At 65.6% G+C, this 25,317-nt stretch carries 23 protein-coding genes and 1 other RNA gene; 17 read left to right on the forward strand and 7 right to left on the reverse strand.

The genetic code is table 11. The features are described from left to right. Positions 1-138 precede the first annotated feature (138 nt). Positions 139-1,032, forward strand: coding sequence for a cation diffusion facilitator family transporter (locus tag HV798_RS02155; protein WP_175195386.1), 894 nt, complete (start codon positions 139-141; stop codon positions 1,030-1,032). A gap of 60 nt (positions 1,033-1,092) precedes the next feature. Here HV798_RS02155 and ssrA read toward each other — a convergent pair. The 5 genes from ssrA to ompA form a co-directional block, all read right to left on the reverse strand. Further along, positions 1,093-1,483: a transfer-messenger RNA gene (ssrA, locus tag HV798_RS02160) on the reverse strand. 90 nt (positions 1,484-1,573) lie between these two features. After that, positions 1,574-2,752 (reverse strand): MFS transporter, encoded by a 1,179-nt coding sequence (locus HV798_RS02165; protein WP_175195384.1) that lies wholly within the window; start codon positions 2,750-2,752, stop codon positions 1,574-1,576. A 331-nt stretch (positions 2,753-3,083) separates the two neighbouring features. Further along, positions 3,084-3,758, reverse strand: a complete 675-nt coding sequence (locus HV798_RS02170) for an HAD-IA family hydrolase (RefSeq protein WP_175195382.1) — start codon at positions 3,756-3,758, stop codon at positions 3,084-3,086. After that, positions 3,755-4,483: a bifunctional 2-polyprenyl-6-hydroxyphenol methylase/3-demethylubiquinol 3-O-methyltransferase UbiG gene (gene ubiG / locus HV798_RS02175; protein WP_025140157.1), complete on the reverse strand. Its 729-nt coding sequence runs from the start codon at positions 4,481-4,483 to the stop codon at positions 3,755-3,757. The genes HV798_RS02170 and ubiG overlap by 4 nt, the downstream gene beginning before the upstream one ends. Before the next feature lie 154 nt (positions 4,484-4,637). Further along, positions 4,638-5,231: an outer membrane protein OmpA gene (gene ompA / locus HV798_RS02180; protein WP_025140158.1), complete on the reverse strand. Its 594-nt coding sequence runs from the start codon at positions 5,229-5,231 to the stop codon at positions 4,638-4,640. A 413-nt stretch (positions 5,232-5,644) separates the two neighbouring features. On the opposite strand from ompA, the gene gyrA reads away from it, so the two are divergent. From gyrA to cysM, 15 genes are all read left to right on the forward strand, one after another. Further along, positions 5,645-8,308: a DNA gyrase subunit A gene (gene gyrA / locus HV798_RS02185; protein WP_175195379.1), complete on the forward strand. Its 2,664-nt coding sequence runs from the start codon at positions 5,645-5,647 to the stop codon at positions 8,306-8,308. Continuing rightward, on the forward strand, positions 8,308-9,438 hold the full coding sequence (gene serC / locus HV798_RS02190; RefSeq protein WP_175195378.1) for a 3-phosphoserine/phosphohydroxythreonine transaminase: 1,131 nt from the start codon (positions 8,308-8,310) through the stop codon (positions 9,436-9,438). Before gyrA ends, serC begins: the two co-directional genes overlap by 1 nt. Further along, complete coding sequence (gene pheA, locus HV798_RS02195) at positions 9,431-10,516, forward strand: prephenate dehydratase (protein WP_175195376.1); 1,086 nt, start codon at positions 9,431-9,433, stop codon at positions 10,514-10,516. The genes serC and pheA overlap by 8 nt, the downstream gene beginning before the upstream one ends. Before the next feature lie 7 nt (positions 10,517-10,523). Further along, on the forward strand, positions 10,524-11,645 hold the full coding sequence (gene hisC, locus HV798_RS02200; protein WP_175195374.1) for a histidinol-phosphate transaminase: 1,122 nt from the start codon (positions 10,524-10,526) through the stop codon (positions 11,643-11,645). Beyond that, positions 11,642-12,544, forward strand: coding sequence for a prephenate dehydrogenase (locus tag HV798_RS02205; RefSeq protein WP_175195372.1), 903 nt, complete (start codon positions 11,642-11,644; stop codon positions 12,542-12,544). Before hisC ends, HV798_RS02205 begins: the two co-directional genes overlap by 4 nt. Before the next feature lie 5 nt (positions 12,545-12,549). Further along, positions 12,550-13,872 carry a 3-phosphoshikimate 1-carboxyvinyltransferase gene (gene aroA / locus HV798_RS02210; RefSeq protein WP_175195370.1) on the forward strand — a complete coding sequence of 441 codons (1,323 nt, stop codon included), beginning with the start codon at positions 12,550-12,552 and terminating at the stop codon, positions 13,870-13,872. Positions 13,873-13,902: 30 nt separating this feature from the next. Next, a complete protein-coding gene (gene cmk / locus HV798_RS02215; protein ID WP_175195368.1) occupies positions 13,903-14,592 on the forward strand; it encodes a (d)CMP kinase in 690 nt (229 codons plus the stop codon). 185 nt (positions 14,593-14,777) lie between these two features. Next, complete coding sequence (gene rpsA / locus HV798_RS02220) at positions 14,778-16,490, forward strand: 30S ribosomal protein S1 (protein WP_025140166.1); 1,713 nt, start codon at positions 14,778-14,780, stop codon at positions 16,488-16,490. Between the two features lie 3 nt (positions 16,491-16,493). After that, positions 16,494-16,853: an integration host factor subunit beta gene (locus HV798_RS02225; RefSeq protein ID WP_006388263.1), complete on the forward strand. Its 360-nt coding sequence runs from the start codon at positions 16,494-16,496 to the stop codon at positions 16,851-16,853. Between the two features lie 147 nt (positions 16,854-17,000). Then, positions 17,001-17,315 (forward strand): lipopolysaccharide assembly protein LapA domain-containing protein, encoded by a 315-nt coding sequence (locus HV798_RS02230; RefSeq protein WP_025140167.1) that lies wholly within the window; start codon positions 17,001-17,003, stop codon positions 17,313-17,315. Positions 17,316-17,375: 60 nt separating this feature from the next. After that, positions 17,376-18,593 (forward strand): lipopolysaccharide assembly protein LapB, encoded by a 1,218-nt coding sequence (lapB, locus tag HV798_RS02235; RefSeq protein ID WP_175195366.1) that lies wholly within the window; start codon positions 17,376-17,378, stop codon positions 18,591-18,593. After that, positions 18,590-19,531, forward strand: coding sequence for a D-glycero-beta-D-manno-heptose-7-phosphate kinase (gene rfaE1 / locus HV798_RS02240; protein ID WP_175195364.1), 942 nt, complete (start codon positions 18,590-18,592; stop codon positions 19,529-19,531). Before lapB ends, rfaE1 begins: the two co-directional genes overlap by 4 nt. After that, the gene (rfaD, locus tag HV798_RS02245) at positions 19,528-20,517 is read left to right on the forward strand and encodes an ADP-glyceromanno-heptose 6-epimerase (RefSeq protein WP_175195362.1); all 990 of its coding nucleotides are present in this window, start codon (positions 19,528-19,530) and stop codon (positions 20,515-20,517) included. Before rfaE1 ends, rfaD begins: the two co-directional genes overlap by 4 nt. A gap of 349 nt (positions 20,518-20,866) precedes the next feature. Then, the gene (locus HV798_RS02250; RefSeq protein ID WP_246288544.1) at positions 20,867-21,295 is read left to right on the forward strand and encodes a ComEA family DNA-binding protein; all 429 of its coding nucleotides are present in this window, start codon (positions 20,867-20,869) and stop codon (positions 21,293-21,295) included. 73 nt (positions 21,296-21,368) lie between these two features. After that, positions 21,369-22,277, forward strand: coding sequence for a cysteine synthase CysM (gene cysM / locus HV798_RS02255; protein ID WP_175195358.1), 909 nt, complete (start codon positions 21,369-21,371; stop codon positions 22,275-22,277). A gap of 108 nt (positions 22,278-22,385) precedes the next feature. On the opposite strand, the gene HV798_RS02260 is transcribed toward cysM, so the two are convergent. Both HV798_RS02260 and HV798_RS02265 read right to left on the reverse strand, forming a co-directional pair. After that, on the reverse strand, positions 22,386-23,366 hold the full coding sequence (locus tag HV798_RS02260) for a Bug family tripartite tricarboxylate transporter substrate binding protein (RefSeq protein WP_025140171.1): 981 nt from the start codon (positions 23,364-23,366) through the stop codon (positions 22,386-22,388). After that, the gene (locus tag HV798_RS02265) at positions 23,366-24,139 is read right to left on the reverse strand and encodes an IclR family transcriptional regulator (RefSeq protein ID WP_025140172.1); all 774 of its coding nucleotides are present in this window, start codon (positions 24,137-24,139) and stop codon (positions 23,366-23,368) included. The genes HV798_RS02260 and HV798_RS02265 overlap by 1 nt, the downstream gene beginning before the upstream one ends. A 67-nt stretch (positions 24,140-24,206) precedes the next feature. Between HV798_RS02265 and HV798_RS02270 the strand changes: the two genes are divergently transcribed. Continuing rightward, positions 24,207-25,256 (forward strand): cyclase family protein, encoded by a 1,050-nt coding sequence (locus HV798_RS02270; protein ID WP_175195356.1) that lies wholly within the window; start codon positions 24,207-24,209, stop codon positions 25,254-25,256. Positions 25,257-25,317 lie beyond the last annotated feature (61 nt).

Genomic DNA, 25,317 nt, shown 5'->3' on the forward strand with positions numbered 1-25,317 from the left:
AGCCGGAAATAATCATTCATTTTTGAATAATCCCAACACAGGGAACCGCGGTTGCATTGCCTCTTGACGCTATAGCTACTTCAGGCTTTCTCATACACCTCAGGCCCGGCAACCGCCGCGGCGCCAGCAAGGACAAGCATGAGCGACAGCCACCAGCACGGCGAAATACGCGCACTGCCCGAATCCCGCCTGTGGATTGCATTCGGGCTCACCAGCACCTTCATGGTCGTAGAGGTCGTCGGCGGCCTGTGGACAGGCAGCCTGGCGCTCATCTCTGACGCCATGCACATGATGACCGACGCCATCGCCTTGCTGCTGGCCCTGATCGCAATCCGGGCGGGCCGCAAGGCGGCGGACCTGATGCGCACCTACGGCTACGCCCGCTTCGAGATCCTGGCTGCCGCCGTCAACGCATTGGTACTGCTGGGTGTGGCCTTCTACATCCTGTACGAGGCGTATCGCCGTTTGGATGCACCTCCCGACATTCAATCGGGCGGCATGCTGGCCGTGGCGATCGCCGGGCTGGTGATCAACCTGGTGTCGATGCGTCTCCTGGCGGGCGCCAAGGATGAAAGCTTGAACGTGAAGGGGGCCTATCTGGAGGTCTGGGCCGACATGCTGGGCTCCGTGGCCGTCATTGCGGGCGCGGTCATCATCTGGCTGACGGGCTGGCGTTGGGTCGATTCCGCGCTGGCCGTGGCCATCGGTTTCATGGTCTTCCCGAGAACCTGGGTGCTGTTGCGCGAATGCATCAATCTGCTGCTCGAAGGCGTGCCGCCCGGCATGAGCCTGAGCGCCGTGCGCGACACCATCGTTCAAACCCCGGGCGTGGCGGGCGTGCACGACATCCACCTGTGGGCGATCACGCAGAAGCAGCCGCTTCTGACCGGGCACGTGGTGCTGCGCCAGGGGGCCGATGGCGAAAGTGTCCGGCTGGACATCGAGCAGCGCCTGCAGGAAGGCTTCGACCTGCACCACACCACGCTGCAGATGGAACGTACCGACCGTTCCGAGCAGGAACACATTCACTGAGCGCAGCGCAAAAAAATGGCCAACCGGTAAGGTTGGCCATTTTGGCGACATCGCAGTATTTGGTGGAGCCGGGGGGAATTGAACCCCCGTCCGCAAGCCCTCTGCAATCAGTTCTACATGCGTAGTCGATTTATTTAGTTTTAACCTTGGACTTAGCCAACCGACAGGCCGGACCAAAGCGATTCACGTAATTTAAATCTGAGCCGTGTGACCCCAGCGCAGACCGATTCCTTGTGAATGTCGCTGCTGTGGTTCGAGGGTTACCCCCCCTAGGAAGTTGCCTTCCTCCACCTGACCCAAGGACAGATCAGTGCAGCGGCTCACCGCTTAAGCGGCGAGAGCGAAACGCTCGTCGTTGGCGTTTGTAGTGTTTCCAGTGGTTTAACGAGCGAACTGGTGCTCGGCATGCCCTGAGTTGTTTCGCGACCCACGTCGAATCCGGATCGGCCCCAAGAAGTCTATTGTACTGGTAAACGCAATAGCCTGCTGCCTTTGCGCAGCCCGCCAGGCAGGGCGGGCTGCGCAAGGTTGCAATCGGTGCCTAGGCCACGTTGGCGCAAGCCGCCTTGCCGGCCGCGCGCGGGCGCGAGGCTGCCATCAGCAGAAACGCCAGGGCCACCGACAGCGCCACGATCGCGGCGGCCGCCCAGCCCAGCGACGCCAGGCCGTACTGGTCGATCACGCGGCCGCCGACCACCGCGCCCAGGCCGATCCCGATGTTGGCGCCCGAAATATTGAGCGATGCGGCAAAGGCGGGCGCTTCGGGGGCGGACTTCATCAGGCGCACGTGGCAGACGATGAACAGGGCCGCCTGGGCAATGCCCCAGGTCGTCAGCGCCACGGCCAGCAGGCCATGTGACTGCATCACGGGGCCGACGAAGGCCAGGCCCGCGGCCATCAGCGCCGAAAACAGCGCGGTGGCGCCCAGCGGGCTGCGGTCGACCAGGCGGCCGCCCAGCGTGTTGCCGATCAGGCCCACCGCGCCAAACGCCATCATCGTCCAGCCAACGACCTGGCCATTGAAGCCAGCCAGGCGTTCCAGCATGTCCGCCAGATAGGTGTAGGCCGTGAACATCCCGGTGAACACCAGCAGCGACAGCAGCACGTGGCCGACGACGATCGGGTTGCGCAAGATGCGCAGCTGCGTGACCAGCTTGACGCTTTCAGCGCGAATGCGGGTGCTGGGGAAGGCCAGCAACAGCAGCAGCGCCTTGGCAAATGCCACCACGGACAGCACCCAGAAGGCGGCGCGCCAGCCGAAGGCGTCCGAGATCAATACGCCAATGGGGATGCCGAACACCGTGGCCGCCACGATGCCGAACGCCACCATCGAGATGGCGCGGCCGGCGCGGGCCGGTCCCACGAGTTCCACGGCGGTGGCGCTGGCCAGCGACCAGAACACGGGCAGCGCCAGCGCGGGGACGAAGCGGGCGATCGCCATGACCCAGATATTGGGGGCCACTGCTGCCAGCGCGTTGGACAGGCCAAACAGCACCAGCACGCCGATGAACAGGCGCTTGCGTTCGATATTGGCCATCAATGCGGTCAGCAGCGGGCCGGTGGCCGCCACGGTAAAGGCGAACAGGGTGACCAGCAGGCCGGCCTGGGACACGGTGACACCCAGGTCGCGGGCCAGGCTGGGCAAGAGGCCGACGATCAGGAATTCCGTCGTCAGAATGGTGAAGCCGGCGGCTGAAAGTAACAGGATGGGCAAAAGCATAGGCAATTCCTGGTGCGCGCGATGCCGTCGGCAACGCGCGGATAGTGCGGGATGGGCGTTCAAAAAAGGTCTGGGTTGCGCACCGGTGACAGGTCGGTGCGCAATTGCACGAGGGCTGCAAGCCGTCGGTGCGTGGCGTGGATCTGCTGTGCGGGCGTTGCCGCACGGCGCCGGCATCTGCCGGGAAAGGCAATCGGGAAGCACCCGAATGCCGGTATGGACTCTACTTTAATTCAACAGCAATGGCGGATAAAGCCACGGTGCTCGGATAAATTGTTCGGTCAAATCAACTAATTCGACCGAACCGTTGTCACGCCGCCAAGGCCGGCGGTCAGCGCACGTCGCGCGGCAGCAGCGGCTGGATCGCCGCCCACAGGTCAGCCGGCGTATCGGCGCAGGCCTCGGCTTCCCAGGTGGACAGGTTTTCGTCCTCGCCGACATAGCCATAAGCGGCTGCCACCGCTGGCATGCCGGCTGCATGGGCGGCCTGGATGTCGCGCAGGTCGTCGCCCACGTAGACGCAGCGATCCACCGAAAAGCCCGCCTCGCGCGCCGCATGTTGCAGCGGCAGCGGATGCGGCTTGGCATGGGCGGTGGTGTCGCCGCAGACCAGGACGGCGCTGTCGCGGGTCAGATCCAGGAATTCGACGATCGGCAGCGTCAGGTAGGTGACTTTGTTGGTGACGATGCCCCAGGACAGGCCGCGCTGGCGGATGTCGTCCAGCAGCGCCTGGATGCCGGGGAACAGCTTGCTGTGTACGGTCGAGCTGGCGGCGTAGTCTTCCAGGAATTGCAGGCGGGTCGGCTCGTAATCAGGGTCGCCGGCCTTCAGGCCGAGCGCCACGCGAAGCAGGCCGCGCGCCCCCTGCGAGGCCACCGGCCGCAGGGCTTCATAGGGCAGGGGATCCAGGCCGCGGCGCGTGCGCTGCTGGTTGGCGGCGGCGGCCAGGTCGGGGGCGGTGTCGGCCAGCGTGCCGTCGAAGTCGAACAGGATCAGGGCGCTCATTTGCGGGTAGCCATCAGGTAGTTGACCGAGGTGTCGGACGTCAGCGAATAGATCTGCGTGATCGGGTTGTATTCCATGCCGCGCATGCCGACCGGTTCCAGGCCGGCGCCGCGGGCGGCCGCGGCCAGCTCGCTGGGCTTGATGAACATGTCGTAGGTATGGGTGCCGCGCGGCAACAGGCGCAGCACGTACTCGGCGCCCACGATCGCGAACAGGAACGCCTTGGCGTTGCGGTTGAGCGTCGAAAAGAACACCCAGCCGCCCGGTTTGGTCAGTGCCGAGCAGGCGCGCACGATGGATGCCGGATCCGGCACGTGTTCCAGCATTTCCATGCAGGTCACCACATCGAACTGGCCGGCTTGCTCGGCGGCCAGCTGCTCGACCGGCACCTTGCGGTAGTCGACCTTCACGCCGGATTCCAGGCCATGCAGGCGCGCCACCTTCAGGGACTTGTCGGCCAGGTCGATGCCGGTGACGTCTGCGCCGGCCCGCGCCATTGCCTCCGACAGGATGCCGCCGCCGCAGCCGACGTCCAGCACCTTCTTGCCGCTCAGGCTGCCCACCGATTCCTGGATCCATTCCAGGCGCAGCGGGTTGATGGCGTGCAGGGGCTTGAACTCGCTTTCGGGGTCCCACCAGCGGCTGGCCAGGGCGCCGAACTTGTCCAGTTCAGCCTGGTCGGCGTTGATGGTGGCTTGGGCGGTGTCGGAGGTATGGGTGGTCATGGGCGGTCCAGCATAAGGCGGCTCTCTATATATAGAGGGGGGTGCAGCGCCGGGCAGCGCCGCGAGTGCCGGGACGTCTGCACGGTTTTGGTGCAAGCCGGGCGAAAAAAAGGGCCTCGCTATGCGAGGCCCCTTATTGTAGCTAGTCCGGCAATTACTTGCGGCTACCCACGATTTCGATTTCAACGCGACGGTTCTGGGCGCGGCCTTCCTTCGTCTTGTTGGAAGCGACCGGGTTCTTCTTACCCTTGCCTTCCGTATAGATACGGTTGGGGTCGATGCCCTTGCTGACCAGGTAAGCCTTGACCGAAGCGGCGCGGCGCTCGGACAGCTTCTGGTTGTAGGCGTCCGTACCGATCGAGTCGGTGTGGCCCACAGCAATGATGGTTTCGAGGTCGATGCCACGTGCTTGCTGGGCGACTTGGTCCAGCAGCTGACGGCCTTCGGGCTTCAGCGTCGACTTGTCGAAGTCGAAGAACGTGTCGGCGTTGAAGACGACCTTGGCCGCCATCGGGGCCGGCTTCGCCTTCGCTTGTGCAACCGGAACGCCGTCGCAGCCGGGGATACCGGTGGCCGGGGTCCAGAACGCATCGCGCCAGCACAGTTCGTTCGTACCGTTCTTCCAAACGTTACCGAACGGATTGCGCCAGTTGTCCACCGTCTGCGGATAGGACTGGGCCGAGGCTACACCCGAGGCCGTGACGGCAGCGAAGGCGAGCGCCAGAGCGAATTTGGAGGGTTTGTTCATGTTTCTCCTCGTTGAGCTTGAAGCTGGATAAGTGACTCGCAGCGAACCCCCGCCGCATATCAGGAAAACGGGGCCAGTATAGCAACGCCAAGAGCTGGTTCAAAGGAATAGCTACTGGGTTTCCTGCGTGCTGGAAACAATCTTAAGGCATTTGGGGGGCTTTGGCTTCCCTGGAGAGGCGCATTGACGCTGGATATGGCGATTTCGGCGCTCCATCCGTTTGGCCTGTTGGTTTTTGGCAACAGGGCGCCTGGGCGTTGGCGGACGCGCCGGCGCCGCCCGCCGCCGACATCCGGTCCAAGGCCCGCGCGGGGCCACGGGCGGCGCCCTTCGGGCCGCGATCCGAATCGAATGATAGAATTTCCTGTTTACCCGGCCCGGGTTCCTCCTTACACGATTCTGTCGTTATATATATGGATTCCTTTGCCAAGGAGACGCTTCCGGTTTCGCTGGAAGAAGAGATGCGCCGCAGTTACCTCGATTACGCGATGAGCGTGATCGTCGGGCGGGCGCTACCGGATGTGCGGGACGGGCTCAAGCCTGTCCACCGGCGCGTGCTCTACGCGATGCACGAGTTGAACAACGACTGGAACCGCGCCTACAAGAAGTCGGCGCGTATCGTCGGGGACGTCATCGGTAAGTACCACCCCCACGGCGACCAGTCCGTCTATGACACCATCGTCCGCATGGCGCAGGATTTCTCCATGCGCTACATGCTGGTCGACGGCCAGGGCAACTTCGGTTCCATCGACGGCGACAACGCCGCCGCGATGCGTTACACCGAAATCCGCCTGGCCAAGATCGCCCACGAACTGCTGGCCGACATCGACCAGGAGACGGTGGACTTCGGCCCCAACTACGACGGCAGCGAGCAAGAACCGCTGCTGCTGCCTTCGCGCCTGCCCAACCTGCTGGTCAACGGCAGCTCGGGCATCGCCGTGGGCATGGCCACGAACATCCCGCCGCACAACCTCCAGGAAGTGGTCGACGGCTGCCTTTACTGCCTGCGCAATCCGGCTTGCACGGTCGATGAACTCATGGAGATCATCCCGGCGCCCGATTTCCCCACGGGCGGCATCATCTACGGCATGTCCGGCGTGCGCGAAGGCTACCGGACGGGCCGTGGCCGCGTCATCATGCGCGCCAAGACCCACTTCGAAGACATGGAAAAGGGCAATCGCCAGGCCATCGTGGTCGACGCGATTCCCTACCAGGTCAACAAGAAGACGCTGCAGGAACGCATTGCCGAGCTGGTCAACGACAAGAAGATCGAAGGCATCTCCGACATCCGCGACGAATCGGACAAGGACGGCATGCGCCTGGTCATCGAGCTCAAGCGCGGCGAGGTGCCCGAGGTTGTCCTGAACAACCTCTACAAGAACACGCAGCTGCAGGACACCTTCGGGATGAACCTGGTGGCGCTGGTCGACGGCCAGCCCCGCCTGCTCAACCTGAAGCAGATGATCGACTACTTCCTGCAGCATCGCCGCGAAGTGGTCACGCGCCGCACGGTGTTCCAGCTGCGCAAGGCCCGCGAACGCGGCCACGTGCTGGAAGGCCTGGCCGTCGCGCTGGCAAACATCGACGATTTCATCGCCATCATCAAGGCCGCGCCGACGCCTCCCGTCGCGCGCCAGGAACTGATGGCCAAGTCGTGGGATTCGTCGCTGGTGCGCGAAATGCTCTCGCGCGCCGACGGCGATACGCCGGGCGGCCGCGCGGCCTTCCGCCCCGACGACCTGGGCGTGGAATTCGGCCTGCAAGGCGACGGCATGTACCGCCTGAGCGACACGCAGGCGCAGGAAATCCTGAACATGCGCCTGCAGCGCCTGACCGGCCTGGAACAGGACAAGATCGTCGGCGAATACAAGGACGTCATGTCCACCATCGCCGACCTGCTGGATATCCTGGCCCGTCCCGAGCGCATCACGACGATCATCGGCGAAGAGCTGCAGGCCATCAAGGCCGAGTTCTCGACCGGCGCCAAGGACTCGCGCCGCTCGGACATCGAGCTGAACGCGACCGAGCTGGACACCGAAGACCTGATCACGCCCACCGACATGGTCGTGACCCTGTCGCACGGCGGCTACATCAAGAGCCAGCCGCTGTCCGAATACCGTTCGCAAAAGCGCGGCGGCCGCGGCAAGCAGGCCACCGCGATGAAGGAAAACGACTGGATCGACCAGTTGTTCATCGCCAACACGCATGACTTCCTGCTCTGCTTCTCGAACCGCGGCCGCGTTTACTGGCTGAAGGTGTGGGAAGTGCCGCAGGGCACGCGCAACTCGCGCGGCAAGCCCATCGTCAACATGTTCCCGCTGGCTGACGGCGAGAAGATCACGGTGGTGCTGCCGGTCAAGGAATTCAGCGAAGATCACTACGTCTTCATGGCGACCTCGCGCGGCACGGTCAAGAAGACCCCGCTGTCCGACTTCTCCAACCCGCGCAAGGCCGGCATCATCGCGGTCGACCTCGACGACGGCGACTACCTGATCGGCGCCGACCTCACCGACGGCAAGCACGACGTCATGCTGTTCTCGGACGCCGGCAAGGCCGTGCGCTTCGACGAAAACGACGTGCGTCCGATGGGCCGCAATGCCCGCGGCGTGCGCGGCATGATGCTCGAAGACACGCAGAACGTGATTGCGCTGCTGGTCGCGGGCGACGAAACCCAGACCGTGCTGACCGCCACCGAAAATGGTTACGGCAAGCGCACCCCGATCGGCGAATACACGCGCCATGGCCGTGGCACCAAGGGCATGATCGCCATCCAGACCAGCTCGCGCAACGGCAAGGTCGTTGGCGCCGTGCTGGTCATGCCTTCGGATGAAATCATGCTGATCACCACCGGCGGCGTGCTGGTGCGTACCCGCGTCGCGGAAATCCGCGAAATGGGCCGTGCCACGCAGGGCGTCACGCTCATCAACGTCGACGACGGCAGCTCGCTGTCCGGCGTGCGCCGTGTCGTCGAAAGCGATGCGGACGACGACGGCGAAGACCTGGAAGACGGCCTGGAAGCGGGTGGCGAAGGCGACGACGCCGGCGCAGCAGATACGACGGAACCTACGGAGCAATAATGGCCCGCCCCTGGAACTTCTCGGCTGGCCCCTCGGCCTTGCCCGAGGTGGTACTGCAGCAAGCCGCTGCGGAAATGCTGGACTGGCACGGCAGCGGCATGTCCGTGATGGAAATGAGCCATCGCGGCAAGCACTTCGTGCAGATCTGCGATGAAGCCGAGAACGACCTGCGTGAACTGCTCGGCCTGTCGCCCGACTACGCCGTGATGTTCATGCAGGGCGGGGGGTCCGGCGAGAACGCCATCGTCCCCATGAACCTCATGGGCCGGCGCGGCGCGCCGGCAGCCGACTTCGTCGTGACGGGCCATTGGTCGTCGCGTTCCTACAAGGAAGCCGGGCGCTATGGCGACACGCACGTCGCCGCCACCAGCGCCCAGGCGACCCAGCTGGACGGTCGCGAACAGGCGCCGTTCACCTGGGTGCCCCCGGTCGATACCTGGAAGGTGCGCCCCGAATCGGCCTACCTGCACCTGTGCAGCAACGAAACCATCGGTGGCGTCGAGTTCATGGACTGGCCCGATACGGCCGCCCTGGGCGCGCCCGACGTGCCGCTGGTCGTCGATGCCTCGTCGCATTTCCTGTCGCGTCCCATGGATGTCAGCCGCTGCGGCATGATGTACGCGGGCGCCCAGAAGAACGCGGGCCCGGCCGGCGTCACCATGGTCATCGCCCGCCGCGACCTGATCGGCCACGCGCTGCCGATCTGCCCGTCGGCGTTCGACTACGCCAACGTGGCCGCGGACCACTCGCGCTACAACACGCCGCCCACCTTCGCCATCTATATCGCCGGATTGGTGTTCAAGTGGGTCAAGGCCAATGGCGGCGTGGCCGGCATGGAAGCCGCCAATCGCGCCAAGGCCGACCTGCTGTACGGCTACCTGGACAGCACCCAGTTCTACCGCAATCCCATCCACGCGCCCGTGCGTTCGCGCATGAACGTGCCGTTCGTGCTGCGCGACGAGTCGCTCAACGACGCCTTCCTGCAAGGCGCCGACGCGGCCGGCCTGACCCAGCTCAAGGGCCACAAGAGCGTGGGCGGCATGCGTGCGTCGATCTACAACGCGGTGCCGCTGGCCGGCGTGGCCGCGCTGGTTGAGTACCTGAAGGAATTCGAGCGCCGCTATGGATGACGATCTGCAGCGCAAGCTGCGCCCCTTGCGTGACCGCATCGATGCGCTCGATGCACAAATTCTGGACCTGCTGTCGCAGCGCGCCCGCGCCGCGCAGGAAGTCGGCGAAGCCAAGCACGCGGCGCATGCCGATGGCCCGGTGCTGCGCCCCGAGCGCGAAGCCGAAGTCATCCGGCGCCTGCAGCAACTGAATCCCGGCCCGTTTCCGGCCGCGGGCGTGGCGTCCGTCTGGACGGAAATCATCTCGGCCTGTCGCGGCCTCGAGCGCGGCATGACGGTTGCCTACCTGGGGCCGCAGGGCTCGTTTTCCGAGCAGGCGGCGCTTGAGCATTTCGGCCATGCCGTGCAGAAACTGCCGTGCGTGTCGTTCGACGAGGTCTTTCGCGCGGTCGAGGCCGGGCAGGCCGACGTCGGCATGGTGCCGGTCGAGAATTCCACCGAGGGTGCGGTCAACCGCAGCCTGGACCTGCTGCTCAATACGCCGCTGCGGATCCTGGGCGAACGCTCGCTGGTGATCCGCCACTGCCTGATGTCGCAGTCGGGCAACATGGACGGCATCAAGACGATTTCCGCGCACCCGCAGGCGCTGGCGCAGTGCCAGGGCTGGCTGACGCGCAACTATCCCGACCTGGATCGCGTGGCCGCGGCCAGCAATTCCGAAGCCGCGCGCCTGTCCGCGTCCGACCCGACCATCGCCGCGATTGCCGGCGAAGTCGCCGCGCCGGCCTGGAACCTGCAGGTCGTCAGCGCCGGCATCCAGGACGACCCGCACAACCGCACGCGTTTCCTGGCCATCGGCAACATCGAGCCCCTGGTCAGCGGCAAGGACAAGACCAGCCTGATCCTGGCTGTCCCCAACCGCGCGGGCGCGGTCTATGAAATGCTGGCGCCCTTGGCTGCCAATGGCGTTTCCATGACGCGCTTCGAGTCGCGGCCGGCGCGCACCGGCGAGTGGGAATACTATTTCTACGTCGATGTCCTGGGACATCGCAATGATCCGAATGTCGCGCTCGCCCTGGATACCCTGCGGGCGCAGGTTGCCTACCTGAAAGTGCTGGGTTCCTACCCGGCGCCGTGAGTCTGCCATGACCAACACCACCAAGCCCCTCGCCGCTCCTGCCCACGTCAGCGCCATCGCGCCCTACCAGGCGGGCAAGCCCATCGAAGAACTGGCCCGCGAGTTCGGGCTGGATCCGGCCGGCATCGTCAAGCTGGCGTCCAACGAAAACCCGCTGGGCATGCCCCAGTCGGCGCGCGCGGCCATGCTGGCTGCCGCCGAATCGCTGGCGCGTTACCCGGATCCCAACGGCTTTGACCTGAAGGCCGCGCTGGCCGCGCGCTACGACGTGCCGATGAACTGGATCACGCTGGGCAACGGCTCCAACGACATCCTGGAAATCGCGGCGCTGGCGCTGCTGGAGCCGGGCGCCTCGGCGGTGTACGCGCAGTATTCGTTCGCGGTCTACCGCCTGGCCACGCAGGCCCGCGGCGCGCGCCACATCGTGGTGCCGGCGCAAGACTACGGCCATGACCTGGACGCCATGTTCGAGGCCATTGCCGACGACACGCGCCTGTTGTTCATCGCCAACCCGAACAACCCCACCGGCACCTTCGTGCCGGGCGACAAGGTGGCTGATTTCCTGGAACGCGTGCATGCCGCGCATGGCGATCGCGTCACGGTGGTGCTGGACGAGGCCTACAACGAATACCTCGATCCTGAACACCGTTTCGACAGCACCGCGCTGGTGCGCCGCTATCCCAACCTGATCGTGTCGCGCACGTTCTCCAAGGCCTACGGCCTGGCGGGCCTGCGGGTGGGCTTCGCGGTGGCGCAGCCGGCCCTGACCGACCTGCTCAACCGCGTGCGCCAGCCGTTCAACGTCAACACCCTGGCGCAGGCCGCCGCGGTGGCCGCACTGGGCGATGCCGCCTACCTGGAAGAGGCCTACGCTTCGAACAAGGCCGGCAAGGCGCAGCTGTGCGCGGCGTTCGACCAGCTCAAGCTGCGCTACGTGCCCAGCTATGGCAACTTTGTCCTGGTGCACGTGGGCGATGCCCCGCGCATCAACCTGGCGCTGCTCAAGCGCGGCGTCATCGTGCGTCCGGTGGCCGGCGACGGCCTGCCTGAATGGCTGCGCGTGTCTATCGGCCTGCCGCAAGAGAACGCCCGCTTCATCGACGCGCTGACCGCCATCCTGTCCGAATGAACGGCGCTTCCTCTACGCCAGATCAGGGGGCCGCTGGCCCCCTGATTCCTGTGCTGGCGGTGGTGGGCGTGGGCCTGATCGGCGGATCGTTCGCCGCGGCGTTGCGCCAGGCGGGGCAGGTGGGCCGGGTGCTGGGGGTAGGGCGCAATGCGCAATCCCTGGCACGCGCCGTCGAGCTGGGCCTGATCGACGAAGCCGTCAGCGCCGAAGACGCCGCGGAACGCGCCGATCTGGTTTTCCTGGCTACTCCCGTGGGTGGCCTGCGCGATGTGCTAGCGCGCATGCTGCCGCATTTGCCGGACCACGTGGTGCTGACCGATGGCGGCAGCACCAAGGCCGAAGTCGTCGACGCCGCGCGTGCGGCGCTGGGCGAGCGCATCGGCCAGTTCGTGCCGGGCCACCCGATAGCGGGCGCCGAACGCACCGGCCCGGAAGCCGCCGACGCGGCGCTGTATCGTGGCCGTTGCGTCATCCTGACCCCGCAGCCTGAAAACAGCGCCGCGGCTGTCGCACTCGTGCGCGCCGCCTGGCAGGCCTGCGGCGCCCGCGTCATCGACATGGATGCCGAGGCGCACGACCGTGTGCTGGCCTCGGTCAGCCATTTGCCGCATCTGCTGTCGGCCGTCTACATGGAGCAGGTCGCTACCGCCGATGACGCCGCGACCCGCCTGGCGCTGGCCGGCAGCGGCTTTCGCGATTTCACCCGCATCGCCGCCGGTTCGCCCGAGATGTGGCGCGATATTTTTCTGTCCAACCGCGGCGCCATGCTGACCGAGATCGCGGCCGTGCGCGCCGTGCTGGATCGCGCCGAGCGCGCGATCGACGGCGGTGATGGCGCGGCCTTGCTGGCGCTGCTCGATACCGCGGCGCAGGCGCGTCGCCATTGGCGCAAGGAGTAGCTGACATGGGCGCTTTGCCTTTCCTGGATCTGCCGCGCGTGCGTCGCGCGCAGGGCGTGATGGCCTTGCCGGGTTCCAAGAGCATTTCCAACCGGGTGCTGCTGCTGGCGGCCATTGCCGACGGCGCCACCACGATCACGGGGCTGCTCGATTCCGACGATACGCGCGTGATGCTGGCTGCGCTGCGCCAGCTGGGCGTGGCGGTGTCCGACCTGGAAAATGGCCAGGTCACCGTGCAGGGCGTGCGCCGCTTTCCGGTGGGCGCCGCCGACCTGTTCATGGGCAACGCCGGCACCGCCATCCGGCCGCTGACGGCCGCGCTGGCCTTGATGGGCGGCGACTACCGCCTGTCGGGCGTGCCGCGCATGCACGAACGTCCCATCGGCGACCTGGTCGACGCACTGGCCGCCCTGGGCGCCCGCATCGACTATCTGGGCCAGCCGGGGTATCCGCCTTTGCACATCGGCCGTGGCCAGATCACCGCGCCCGCCATCACCCAGGTGCAGGGATCGGTGTCGAGCCAGTTCCTGACTGCCTTGCTGCTGGCCGCGCCCCTGCAGGCGGGGCAGAGCGGCCAGCCGGTCGTCATCGAGGTGGTCGGTGAGCTGATCTCCAAGCCGTACATCGAGATCACCCTGAACCTGATGGCGCGCTTTGGCGTCACCGTGCGCCGCGACGGCTGGAGCCGCTTCACCATCGAGGCCGGCGCCAGCTACCGCAGCCCCGGCCGCATCGCGGTCGAGGGCGATGCGTCCACGGCCTCGTATTTCCTGGCCTTGGGCGCGATTGGCGGCGGCCCGCTGCGGGTAACCGGTGTGGGCGCCGACAGCATCCAGGGCGACGTCAAATTCGCCGATACGCTGGCCGCCATGGGCGCCAGCGTCACCTATGGCGACAACTGGATCGAGGTCACCGGCGTGCGCGTGGCCGAAGGCGGCCGCCTGAAGGCCTTCGATACCGACTTCAACCTGATTCCCGATGCCGCCATGACCGCGGCCGCGCTGGCCCTGTACGCCGACGGTCCTTGCCGCCTGCGCAATATCGGCAGCTGGCGCGTCAAGGAAACCGACCGCATCCACGCCATGCAGACCGAGCTGGAAAAGCTGGGCGCGCAAGTGGAATCGGGGCCGGATTGGCTGCGCGTCACCCCGCCCGCCGAAGGCGCCTGGCGCGATGCGCATATCGGCACCTGGGACGATCACCGCATGGCGATGTGCTTTTCGCTGGCCGCGTTCGGTCCGGCGGTGGTGCGCATCCTCGATCCGGGGTGTGTCAGCAAGACGTTCCCGGGTTACTTTGATGTCTACGCGGGCCTGGTGTCGGCGTAGCGTTCACGGGCCGCGGCCCTTTCCTTTTCCATGACTCTGACAGATTCAAGCGTGACTTCTCTCGCTCCCGTCATCACCATCGATGGCCCCACCGCGTCGGGCAAGGGCACCGTCGCCCACCGCGTCGCCAAGGCGCTGGGCTGGGCGGTGCTCGATAGCGGGGCGCTGTACCGGCTGACCGCCCTGGCCGCCATCAACCGTGGCGTGGATGCCGCCGACGAGCCCGCCGTGGCGCGGGTGGCCGAAACGCTGGATGTGCGTTTCGACGGCCCGCACGTCTATCTCGAGGGGGCCGACGTCGGCCACGAGATCCGGCGCGAAGCGGTCGGCAATTTTGCTTCCCGCGTGGCGGCGTTTCCCGGCGTGCGGCAGGCGCTGCTCGAACGCCAGCGGGCCTTTCGCCTGCCTCCCGGCCTGGTTGCCGATGGCCGCGACATGGGTACGGTGGTGTTCCCGGATGCGTCCCTGAAAGTGTTCCTGGTGGCCGATGTGGTCGCTCGGGCCGAGAGGCGGCGTAAGCAGTTGATCGAAAAGGGAATTTCTGCTAATCTTGATGACCTCCTACGAGACATGCGCGAGCGGGACGCAAGAGATACCCAGCGCGCCACGGCGCCATTGGCCCCCGCGGCCGATGCACAGGTACTGGATTCGTCGAACCTGACGATTGCGCAAACCGTGCAGGCGATCCTGGATTTCTGGCAGTCCGCAGCAAATCCGTAGCGCAAACTCGTAGAGCAAGCACGTCGTTTTTTGTTTTTGTTATAGGCCCTGCGCTAGCCAGGCGACACCCCCACGGGACACCCCGCAAGGGCAAACCGGCAGGCAGGTATTTTGACTCCACTGTGGCGGGCAATCCGCTGCGGTGTGTTCTTAACGGCCATTTCGGCCCAATGGATTTCAACCCCATGTCTTCCGTTTCCACTACCGCCGCCGGCGGCGAAAGCTTCGCCGACCTTTTCGCACAAAGCCTCAAGAGCCAGGACATGAAGTCCGGCGAGGTCATCAGCGCCGAAGTCGTGCGCGTCGACCACAATTTCGTCGTCGTCAACGCCGGCCTGAAGTCCGAAGCGCTGATCCCCCTGGAAGAGTTCCTGAATGACCAGGGCGAGCTCGAAGTGCAACCCGGCGATTTCGTCTCGGTGGCCATCGATTCCCTGGAAAACGGCTACGGCGACACGATCCTGTCGCGTGACCGCGCCAAGCGCCTGTCGGCCTGGCTGCAGCTGGAAAAGGCCCTGGAAAACGGCGAACTGGTTACCGGCACCATCACCGGCAAGGTGAAGGGCGGCCTGACCGTCATGACCAACGGCATCCGCGCGTTCCTGCCGGGTTCGCTGGTGGATCTGCGTCCGGTCAAGGACACCACCCCGTACGAAGGCAAGACCCTCGAATTCAAGGTCATCAAGCTCGACCGCAAGCGCAACAACGTCGTGCTGTCGCGTCGCCAGGTGCTGGAAGCCAGCATGGGCGAAGAGCGCCAGAAGCTGCTCGAAACCCTGCACGAAGGTGCTGTGGTCAAGGGCGTGGTCAAGAACATCACCGACTACGGCGCGTTCGTGGACCTGGGCGGTATCGACGGCCTGCTGCACATCACCGACATGGCCTGGCGCCGTGTGCGTCACCCCTCCGAAGTCCTGCAAGTGGGTCAGGAAGTCGAAGCCAAGGTCCTCAAGTTCGACCAGGAAAAGAGCCGCGTCTCGCTGGGCGTCAAGCAACTGGGCGAAGATCCGTGGGTGGGTCTGGCTCGTCGCTACCCGCAAGGCACCCGCCTGTTCGGCAAGGTCACGAACCTCACCGACTACGGCGCGTTCGTTGAAGTCGAAGCCGGCATCGAAGGCCTGGTGCACGTCTCCGAAATGGACTGGACCAACAAGAACGTCGATCCGCGCAAGGTCGTGACCCTGGGCGAAGAAGTCGAAGTCATGGTCCTGGAAATCGACGAAGACCGTCGTCGCATCTCGCTGGGCATGAAGCAGTGCCGCCAGAACCCGTGGGAAGAGTTCGCCACCAACTTCAAGCGTGGTGACAAGGTCCGCGGCGCTATCAAGTCGATCACCGACTTCGGCGTGTTCGTCGGCCTGCCCGGCGGCATCGATGGCCTGGTTCACCTGTCCGACCTGTCGTGGACGGAAACCGGCGAAGAAGCCGTGCGCAACTTCAAGAAGGGCGACGAGATCGAAGCCGTGGTTCTGGGCATCGATACCGACAAGGAACGCATCTCGCTGGGCATCAAGCAGCTGGAAGGCGACCCCTTCAACAACTTCGTTGCCACGTTCGACAAGGGCGCCGTGGTTCCGGGCACCATCAAGTCGGTCGAAGCCAAGGGCGCCGTCGTGACGCTGTCCGTGGACGTCGAAGGCTACCTGCGCGCTTCCGAGATCTCCTCGGGTCGCGTCGAAGATGCCACCACCGTCCTGAACGCCGGCGAAAACATCGAAGCCATGATCGTCAACATCGACCGCAAGACGCGCTCGATCCAACTGTCGATCAAGGCCCGCGACAACGCCGAAACCGCCGAAACGATCCAGCGCATGTCCGATGCCAGCGCCTCGTCCGGCACCACCAACCTCGGCGCGCTGCTGAAGGCCAAGCTGGACCAACAGCGCAACGACGGTTAATTCGTGACCAAGTCGGAGCTGATCGCCGCCTTGGCGGCCCGCTATCCTCAGCTGGCCGCCCGCGACACCGATTACGCGGTCAAGACCGTGCTCGACGCAATGACCCAGGCCCTGGCCTCGGGTCAGCGCATCGAGATCCGCGGTTTTGGCAGCTTCTCGCTGTCGCAGCGGTCTCCCCGCATCGGTCGCAATCCGAAATCTGGCGAACAAGTGCTGGTGCCTGGCAAACAGGTGCCGCACTTCAAGGCAGGCAAGGAATTGCGCGAGCGGGTGGACTTGGTCGGCGGCAACGACGAGGACGCTCAATCCTCTGGATCGAGTGAACCGATGCCGTCCATGGCAGGTCTTCACGCCATGCACTGACGGCACCGGCCAGTAAGGCTGCCTTCGGGCAGATCGGACCGCGAGCAACGCCCCTTGAGCAATCAAGGGGCTTTGTTTTTTGGGGCCTCCCTTCAGTAGTGGAGGTCGCTTACAATTGACCCTCTTGAATACTTAGGAGCATGCGTCATGCGCTACCTTGTCTGGGCCCTGCGATTGCTCGTGTTCGTGGCGGTATTGATGTTCGCACTGAAGAACACCGATCCCGTCGCCGTGAAGTTCTACGCCGATTACGTCGTGCAGGATGTGCCGCTGATCGTCGTCATGCTGGTGGTCTTCGTGGTGGGCGCTCTGTTCGGCCTGCTCCTGACCGTGCCCGCTGCCATGCGCCGCCGCCGCGAGGCCATTCGCCTGCGCCGCGAACTCGACCGCGTCCAGGCCGCCGTCAATGGCACCACGCCGGTCGTGCCGCCGGAAGCCGTTGCCCCGATGTCGCCGCTGTGATGGCGCGGCGCACTCGGCATGCCCACTTTCCCGTACTGAATTACCGCAAGAGCCCGCACAGTGGATTTTGAACCTTGGTGGTTGATATTCGTGCCGGTGTTGTTCGCGCTGGGCTGGCTGGCCGCGCGCTTCGACATCCGGCAGATGCTTCGGGAAACCCGCAGCCTGCCTGACTCTTATTTCCGGGGGCTGAATTTCCTGCTCAACGAGCAGCCCGACCGCGCCATCGATGCGTTCGTCGAAGTCGCCAAGCTCGACCCCGAAACCACCGAACTGCACTTCGCGCTGGGTAGCCTGTTTCGCCGTCGCGGCGAAATGGAACGCGCCATCCGCGTGCACCAGAGCCTGTTGAACCGGTCCGACCTGCCCGTCGCCGAGCGCGAGCATGCACAGCACGAGCTGGCCCAGGATTTTCTCAAGGCCGGCATGCTGGACCGCGCCGAAAGTGGTTTCGAGCAGCTCAAAGACACTCGCTACGCCTTGCCGGCGCTGCGTTCGCTGATCCGCATCTACGAATCGGAACACGACTGGCCGCGCGCCATCGAAGCCGTCAAGACGCTGCATGGCCTGGTCGACGAACCTGTGCCGCAGATCGTGCACTACTACTGCGAACAGGCTGCCACCGCGCTGGCGGCCAAGCCGCCCAACGTCGATGCCGCGCACACGGCGCTTGATGCCGCCGACCACGCCTTGTCCACGGCCGATGCGGGCATGTCGAGCAAGGGCGCCATCGTGCGCACCGCCATGCTGCGCGCGCGCCTGGCCTTGCTCGAACAAGACCCCAAGCGCGAGCGCCTGTACCTGGAGTCGGTCATGACCGACGCCCCCGAATACGCCGGCCTGGTGGCTGAACAGTTGTTGGCCAACTACCGTGTGGCCGATCAGGCCGCGGCCGGCCTTGAACTGCTGCAGCGGCAGTATGCGCGCCATGCCTCGCTCGACCTGTTCAACGTCGTGTTTCGTGAATTGCGCGTGCAGCAAGGGTCTGCCCCCGCCTGGGCATTCGCCCGTGGCGCCTTGCGCAGCCATCCCTCGCTGCTGGGCCTGGATCGCCTGCTCGAAGCCGAACTCGCCAATGGCGAAGGCGCCACCGAACAAGGTCCGGTGCCCGGCGCCGACCTCACGCTGCTGCGCAGCCTGATCCACAAGCATACGCAACGTCTGGACCGCTACGCGTGCCGGAGCTGCGGTTTTCAAGCGCGCCGCTTCTATTGGCAATGCCCGGGCTGCAATGCCTGGGAGACCTACGCGCCGCGTCGTCTGGAAGAACTTGAATGAAGCAATTTCCCGCCGAATCCATTTCGCATAGCCGCGTGCTCGTGGTGGGTGATGTCATGCTGGACCGCTACTGGTTCGGCGAAGTGGAACGCATCTCCCCCGAAGCGCCGGTCCCGGTCGTGCGCGTCGCGCGCCGCGAAGACCGCCTGGGCGGCGCGGCCAACGTGGCCCGCAACGTCGCGGCGCTGGGCGGCCATGTCACCCTGGTGGGCGTACTGGGCGAAGACGAGGCCGGCGACAGCGTGCGCCGCCTGTCTGCCGAGGCCGGTATCCAGGCCGACCTGATCACTGACCGCAGCCTGCACACGACGCTGAAGATGCGCGTGCTGGGCCGCCAGCAGCAGTTGCTGCGGGTCGACTTCGAACAGCATCCGGCGCAGGAAGCCCTGGACAGCATCGACGCCGCCCTGGCGCGCCACCTGGCCAACCACGACATCGTGGTGCTGTCCGACTACGCCAAAGGCGTGCTGGCGCGCGTCGAGTCGCTGATCGCGCTGGCCCGCAATGCCGGCATTCCCGTGCTGGTCGACCCCAAGGGCGACGACTACTCGCGCTATCGCGGCGCGACGCTGGTGACGCCCAACCGTTCCGAAATGCAGCAGGCCGTGGGCCGCTGGAACACCGAATCCGAACTGACCGATCGGGCGCAGCGCCTGCGCGCCGATCTGGACCTGGAAGCCCTGCTCGTGACCCGTTCCGAGCAAGGCATGACTTTGTTTACCGACACGGGCCGCGAACACATCGACGCGCAGGCGCACGAGGTCTTCGACGTATCCGGCGCGGGTGATACCGTGCTGGCCACGCTGGCCGTCTCGCGCGCCATCGACTTGCCGTGGGTGGATGCCATGGGCTGGGCCAACCGGGCCGGCGGCATCGCCGTGGGCAAGCTGGGCACGTCCGTCGTCACCGCCGCCGAATTGGCAGGAGAACTCTCATGATCGTCGTAACCGGAGCCGCGGGCTTCATTGGCAGCAACCTGGTGCGGGGCCTGAACCGCCGCGGTATCCAGGACATCATCGCGGTCGACGACCTGACCGAAGGCGACAAGTTCGTCAACCTGGTCGACTGCAAGATCGCCGACTATCTCGACAAGGACGATTTCCGTCGTCGCGTCGCCGACGGCAGCCTGCCGGAAATCCGTGCGGTGCTGCACCAGGGCGCCTGCTCGGACACCACCGAGCGCAACGGCCGCTACATGCTGGACAACAACTACCGCGTCACGCTGGAGCTGTTCGAGTTCTGCCAGGCGCGCCGCATTCCGTTCCTGTATGCCTCGTCGGCCGCCGTCTATGGCGGTTCGTCGGTCTACGTCGAAGACCCGGCCAACGAAGGCCCGTTGAACGTCTACGGCTATTCCAAGCTGCTGTTCGACCAGGTGCTGCGCACCCGCATGGACAGCCTCACGGCGCAAGTCGTCGGCCTGCGCTATTTCAACGTCTACGGCCCGCACGAGCAGCACAAGGGGCGCATGGCGTCGGTGGCGTTCCACAACATGAACCAGTTCCTGGAGCACGGCCACGTGCGCCTGTTCGCAGGCTGGGATGGTTATGTGGATGGCGGCCAGAGCCGCGACTTCATCTCGGTCGAAGACGTGGTGGCCGTGAACCTGCATTTCCTGGACCACCCGGAAACGTCGGGCATCTTCAACTGCGGTACCGGCCGTGCACAGCCGTTCAACGACGTCGCCGCGGCGGTCGTGAACACCTTGCGCGCCGAACGCGGCGAAGCGCAACTGACGCTGGCCCAACTGGTCGAGCTGGACCTGATCCGCTACATCCCGTTCCCGGACGACCTGAAGGGCCGTTACCAGAGCTACACCCAGGCCGACGTGAGCCAGCTGCGCGCGGCGGGCTTCACCGCGCCCATGCGCGACGTGCAGACGGGCGTGGCCGAATACGTGCGCTACTGGCGCGCCCGCAAGTAGGGCTGCCGGGCTGCCCGCCGGGCCAGGTGGGCGCTTGCCTGTCGCCTTGAGAAAGCCACCGCCTGCTGGTGGCTTTTTTTCGCCCGGGTGGTTGCCGGGGTGGATGCAACCGTTCACTGGCCAGGCATCGCCGATGCGCGCCGGGCCATGATCAGGTCGTGGTGCAACAGCCGTTGCGCCGCCCTTATCCGGAGACCTGTTCATGAATCCCTTTTTGCATTCCACCGTGGCGGCTGATCTGGCGACCCATGTGGCGAACCCAGCGGTGCTTCATGTGACCCCCCATGTTGCGCCCCGACTTGCAGCGCCTTGGCGCCGGCCACGGACGGCGGCGAGTGCAGCGCGCCGCGTGCTGCGGCTGGCGCTGGGCACGGCCCTGCTGGCGGCGGGGCTGGTCAGCGCTCCCGCGCATGCGGTCGACGTCAATGGCGCCACCGCGCAGCAGCTCGAGGGCATCCGCGGCATCGGTCCGCGTACGGCGGAAACCATCGTGCGCGAGCGCGATCGCGGCGGCAAGTTCGAATCCTTGCAAGACCTGGCCGAACGCGTGCGCGGCATCAGTGCGAAGAAAGCCCAGGCATTGGAGGCGGCCGGCCTGACGGTGGGCGGCGCACCCGCGGCCAAGAGCGCCGTGGCGCCAGACCTTGCGGCGAACCCGGCCCGATCCGGTGCCAAGCCCGCCATGGGCGCGGCAGGAGCAGCGGGCCCCGCCAGCGCCAAGGCAGGCGTTGCGGCCCAATCTGCCAAGCCGCCCGCCACGGCGCGGCCTCGCCCATGATCGCGCCATGAACCCCTGGCGCGAGCGCGGCTTTTCGCCTCGGCCCGCGCCGGGGAGAGTTATGATCGGCCTCATGACTACCACCTATCCCACCATCGAGCAGACCGTCGGCAATACGCCGTTGGTGCGTCTGCAGCGCATCCCCGGAGCCGCGGGCGCCGCGCGGGGCAACGTCATCCTGGCCAAGCTGGAAGGCAACAATCCCGCGGGGTCGGTCAAGGATCGCCCGGCGCTGTCCATGATCAAGCATGCGGAAGAGCGCGGCGACATCAAGCCCGGCGATACGCTGATCGAAGCCACCAGCGGCAATACCGGCATCGCCCTGGCCATGGCGGCCGCCATGCGCGGCTACCGCATGATCCTGATCATGCCCGACAACCTTTCGGTGGAACGCCGCGCCGCCATGACGGCCTACGGCGCCGAACTGATCCTGACGCCGGCCGACAAGGGCGGCATGGAATATGCCCGCGACCTGGCCACCGAAATGCAGGCCGATGGCCGGGGCCTGGTGCTGGACCAGTTCGCCAACCCCGACAACCCCCGCGCTCATATCGAAACCACCGGCCCGGAAATCTGGAACCAGACCGACGGCCGCGTGACCCACTTCGTCAGCGCCATGGGCACCACGGGCACGATCATGGGGGTGTCCACCTACCTGAAATCGCGCAATCCCGCGGTGCAGGTGGTGGGGGCGCAGCCGGCCGAAGGCTCGTCCATTCCCGGCATCCGCAAGTGGCCCGAGGCCTATCTGCCCAAGATCTTCGATCGCAGCCGTGTCGACGCCTACGAATCCATCGAGCAGGCCGACGCCGAGGTCATGGCGCGCCGCCTGGCATCCGAAGAAGGCATCTTCGGCGGCATCTCGTCTGCCGGCGCCCTGGTGGCGGCTCTGCGCGTGGCCGAGCGCGTCAACGATGCGACCATCGTGTTCATCGTCTGCGACCGCGGCGACCGTTACCTGTCCACGGGCGTCTTCAACTGATTGCAGGGCCGGGCGGCCGCGTCACGCCCCCGAAAAAAAGCCCCGCGCACCGGATCGTCTCTGGTGCGCGGGGCTTTTGCTTTCGGGCCGCAGCAAGCGCCCTGACGCTTATTCCGGCTGGATGTTGGCGTCTTTCATGACCTTGATCCAGCGTGCGCTTTCGGCCAGGTTGAAGGCTTCGGCTTCCTGGTAGCTCATCGTGCTGGGCAGGGTGCCTTGCGACTTCAGGGCGTCGATCACCTTGGGCGACTGCGACGCTTCGATCATGGCCTTGTTCAGCTTGGCGATGATGGGCTCCGGCGTGTCCTTGGGCACCCACATGCCGTACCAGGTGACGATGTCAAAGCCCGGCAGGCCGTTTTCGGCGATGGTGGGCACGTCGGGCAGCTCGGCCAGGCGGGCCTTGGTGGTGACGGCCAGCGGGCGCACCTTGCCGCTCTGGATCAGGGGCAGGGCGGGCGCCAGCGGCGCGTACATCAGGTCGACATGGCCGCCGGCCACATCGGTCAGGGCCGGGCTGCTGCCGCGGTAGCCCACGTGCGAGATCGACGCCTTGGTGGTGGTGTTGATCAGCTCGCCGGCCAGGTGCGGCAGGGTCGCCACGCCGGGGGATGCGAAGCTGAGCGTGCCCGGCTGGGCCTTGGCCTGGGCGATCAGCTCGCCGAAGGTCTTGAACTTCGAATCGGGCGGCACCACCGCCACCATGGGCACCGTGCCGAGCACGCCGACCATGCGGAAATCCTTGATGGGATCGAAGGTCAGGCTCTTGAACTGGGCGGGGTAGATGCCCTGCACCGACGGATTCATCAGCACCGTGTAGCCATCGGCCGGCGCACGCGCCACCTGGGCGGCACCGATGGTGCCGCTGGCGCCGGGCCGGCTTTCGATCACCAGCGGATGGCCCAGGATCTCGCCCATGCGCACCGCGATCACGCGGCCCACGACGTCGGTCGGGCCGCCCGCCGCCCACGGCATGATCACGCGGATCGGTTTGTCGGGATAGGCGTCTTGCGCCTGCGCGCTGGCCAGCGGCAACGCCGCGATGGCGATCGCCGAACCTGCCGCGGCGAGCAAAGTGCGCTTGTTCATCAGCTGTCTTCTCCTACAAAGGTTAGATTGGCCGAGGGCAGGGCCGCGAGCAGCAGCCCCTTGACCTCTTCCAGTTGTTTTCCAGTGGCGGCTTCGTTTTTCTGCATGCGCCCCAAGGGGCCGGCCACCACGATGGCGAAGGGTTGCTCATAGGCGCGAAAGCCCAGCGAGATGGACATCACGTCCTCGACGTTTTCGCCGATGGAACGTTGCCAGCCGCGCTGGATGCCGGCCTGCAGGTCGCGTTCGAACGCGGCCTGGCTGGTGAGCGTGGTTTCGGTATAGCGGGTGAATCCCGTATAGGTCTTGAACCATTTCTGGCGTTCGTCTTCGGTCAGCACCGACAGCAGGGCCTTGCCCGAGCTGGTGGCGTGCGCCGCCTTGAAGCCGCCAGGCTGGTGCGAGAAGCGGATGGTCTGCTTGGATTCGGCCACGATCAGGTACACCACCTTGTCGTCCGCCAGCTTGGCCAGCAGGGCGGTTTCGCCGGTGATGTCGCGCACGCGCGCCAGGACCGGTTCGATCACCGCGTTCAGGGGATCGCTGCGGCAGATCAGCGTAGCGACGTGGATCAGCTTCTGGGTGGGGTAGTAGCCGTGCTTCTTGCCGATTTCATAGAGGTAGCCGCGCGCGACCATGGTCTTTAGCAGGCCATGGCAACTGGACAGCGGGATCTCCATCTGGGCTGCGATTTCGCTGTAAAGCAGCGGCTTCTGCGCCTCGGCGAAGAGGTTCAGGACATCGAGGACCCGAGCGGCTGTTTTCACATCCATGATGATATTATCCTATACGTGATAAATTTATGTCAATTCGCAGTTAATCGCCTAGGAGTTGCGACGCATGAGATGGAAGAACCGTCCCGAGGGATCGAACTGGGGGGACTTCGGCCCTGATGACCAAAGAGGTTGCCTGAATTACATCACCTCCGCGAACGTGATGAAGGCGATCCAGGAAGTCCGCGAAGGATTGAGCTTCTGCCTGTCGCTGCCGCTGGACTATCCCGGAGGCAACGGCGTCAATGTCCGGCGCCATCCGCCCAAGCTGCGCCCCACCGAAAGGGACGGCGACCTGTACCTGAACTTCCCGCTTGGGCGGCTGCGTCCGGGCTGTGTCGACGTGCTCAGCGACGACATCGTCGAGATGAGCCTGCAGTACTCGACCCAATGGGATTCGCTGGCGCACGTGGGCGCGCTGTTCGACGCCAACGGCGACGGCCTGCCCGAACGCGTCTACTACAACGGCTACCGCCCCAATGAGCACGTGGTGGGGCCGGTGGACTACGACGTGGACAACGGTTTTGCCAAGACCGACCTGGGCCGGGGCGGCGCGTCGAATGCCAAGAAGCTGGACATCACGCACCTGGCCGAGTCGTGCCTGCAAAGCCGGGGCGTGATGGTCGATCTGGCCCGGCACTACGGCCGCGAGCAGAAAGCGGTGGGCTACGACGACCTGATGCGTATCCTGGAAGCGGACCGGATCGAGATCGAGCAGGGCGATATCGTGCTGTTCCATACCGAATTCGGCGATGCCCTGCTGGAAAAGAACCGCGAGCCGGACCCCCACACCTTGCACGAGATCTGCGCCGGCCTGGATGGCAGCGACGACAGGCTGCTGCGGTGGATCACCGATTCGAAAGTGGCCGCCATGGCGTCGGACAACCACGCGCTGGAAATCTACCCGACGCAAAAGCCCAACGCCTGCTGCGCCGCATTGCCGCTGCATCACCATTGCATCTTCAAGCTGGGCATGCCGATCGGTGAGATGTGGTACCTGGGCGCGCTGGCCCGCTGGCTGGCCGCGCATGGCCGCAGCCGGTTCCTGTTGACCGCACCGCCCTTGAATCTGCCGGGTGCAGTCGGTTCGCCTGCCACGCCGGTGGCCACGGTCTGAGCGGCGGTGCCCCACGGCTGAAAGCGTTCGGCTGAAAAAGTACGGGCCCGGCGGCAAGCCG

The organism is Achromobacter deleyi (assembly GCF_902859705.1).
Classification (GTDB): Bacteria; Pseudomonadota; Gammaproteobacteria; order Burkholderiales; family Burkholderiaceae_B; genus Achromobacter; species Achromobacter deleyi.

What these genes read in the sequence shown, in the direction of transcription:
- HV798_RS02155 (WP_175195386.1), top strand. Translation starts at nt 139, where the DNA reads ATGAGCGACAGCCACCAGCACGGCGAAATACGCGCACTGCCCGAATCC.
- ompA (WP_025140158.1), bottom strand. Translation starts at nt 5,231, where the DNA reads ATGAACAAACCCTCCAAATTCGCTCTGGCGCTCGCCTTCGCTGCCGTC.
- pheA (WP_175195376.1), top strand. Translation starts at nt 9,431, where the DNA reads ATGGATGACGATCTGCAGCGCAAGCTGCGCCCCTTGCGTGACCGCATC.
- HV798_RS02265 (WP_025140172.1), bottom strand. Translation starts at nt 24,139, where the DNA reads ATGGATGTGAAAACAGCCGCTCGGGTCCTCGATGTCCTGAACCTCTTC.
- HV798_RS02205 (WP_175195372.1), top strand. Translation starts at nt 11,642, where the DNA reads ATGAACGGCGCTTCCTCTACGCCAGATCAGGGGGCCGCTGGCCCCCTG.
- gyrA (WP_175195379.1), top strand. Translation starts at nt 5,645, where the DNA reads ATGGATTCCTTTGCCAAGGAGACGCTTCCGGTTTCGCTGGAAGAAGAG.
- rfaD (WP_175195362.1), top strand. Translation starts at nt 19,528, where the DNA reads ATGATCGTCGTAACCGGAGCCGCGGGCTTCATTGGCAGCAACCTGGTG.
- ubiG (WP_025140157.1), bottom strand. Translation starts at nt 4,483, where the DNA reads ATGACCACCCATACCTCCGACACCGCCCAAGCCACCATCAACGCCGAC.
- rfaE1 (WP_175195364.1), top strand. Translation starts at nt 18,590, where the DNA reads ATGAAGCAATTTCCCGCCGAATCCATTTCGCATAGCCGCGTGCTCGTG.
- serC (WP_175195378.1), top strand. Translation starts at nt 8,308, where the DNA reads ATGGCCCGCCCCTGGAACTTCTCGGCTGGCCCCTCGGCCTTGCCCGAG.
- rpsA (WP_025140166.1), top strand. Translation starts at nt 14,778, where the DNA reads ATGTCTTCCGTTTCCACTACCGCCGCCGGCGGCGAAAGCTTCGCCGAC.
- HV798_RS02170 (WP_175195382.1), bottom strand. Translation starts at nt 3,758, where the DNA reads ATGAGCGCCCTGATCCTGTTCGACTTCGACGGCACGCTGGCCGACACC.
- HV798_RS02270 (WP_175195356.1), top strand. Translation starts at nt 24,207, where the DNA reads ATGAGATGGAAGAACCGTCCCGAGGGATCGAACTGGGGGGACTTCGGC.
- HV798_RS02165 (WP_175195384.1), bottom strand. Translation starts at nt 2,752, where the DNA reads ATGCTTTTGCCCATCCTGTTACTTTCAGCCGCCGGCTTCACCATTCTG.
- HV798_RS02230 (WP_025140167.1), top strand. Translation starts at nt 17,001, where the DNA reads ATGCGCTACCTTGTCTGGGCCCTGCGATTGCTCGTGTTCGTGGCGGTA.
- cysM (WP_175195358.1), top strand. Translation starts at nt 21,369, where the DNA reads ATGACTACCACCTATCCCACCATCGAGCAGACCGTCGGCAATACGCCG.
- aroA (WP_175195370.1), top strand. Translation starts at nt 12,550, where the DNA reads ATGGGCGCTTTGCCTTTCCTGGATCTGCCGCGCGTGCGTCGCGCGCAG.
- HV798_RS02260 (WP_025140171.1), bottom strand. Translation starts at nt 23,366, where the DNA reads ATGAACAAGCGCACTTTGCTCGCCGCGGCAGGTTCGGCGATCGCCATC.
- hisC (WP_175195374.1), top strand. Translation starts at nt 10,524, where the DNA reads ATGACCAACACCACCAAGCCCCTCGCCGCTCCTGCCCACGTCAGCGCC.
- cmk (WP_175195368.1), top strand. Translation starts at nt 13,903, where the DNA reads ATGACTCTGACAGATTCAAGCGTGACTTCTCTCGCTCCCGTCATCACC.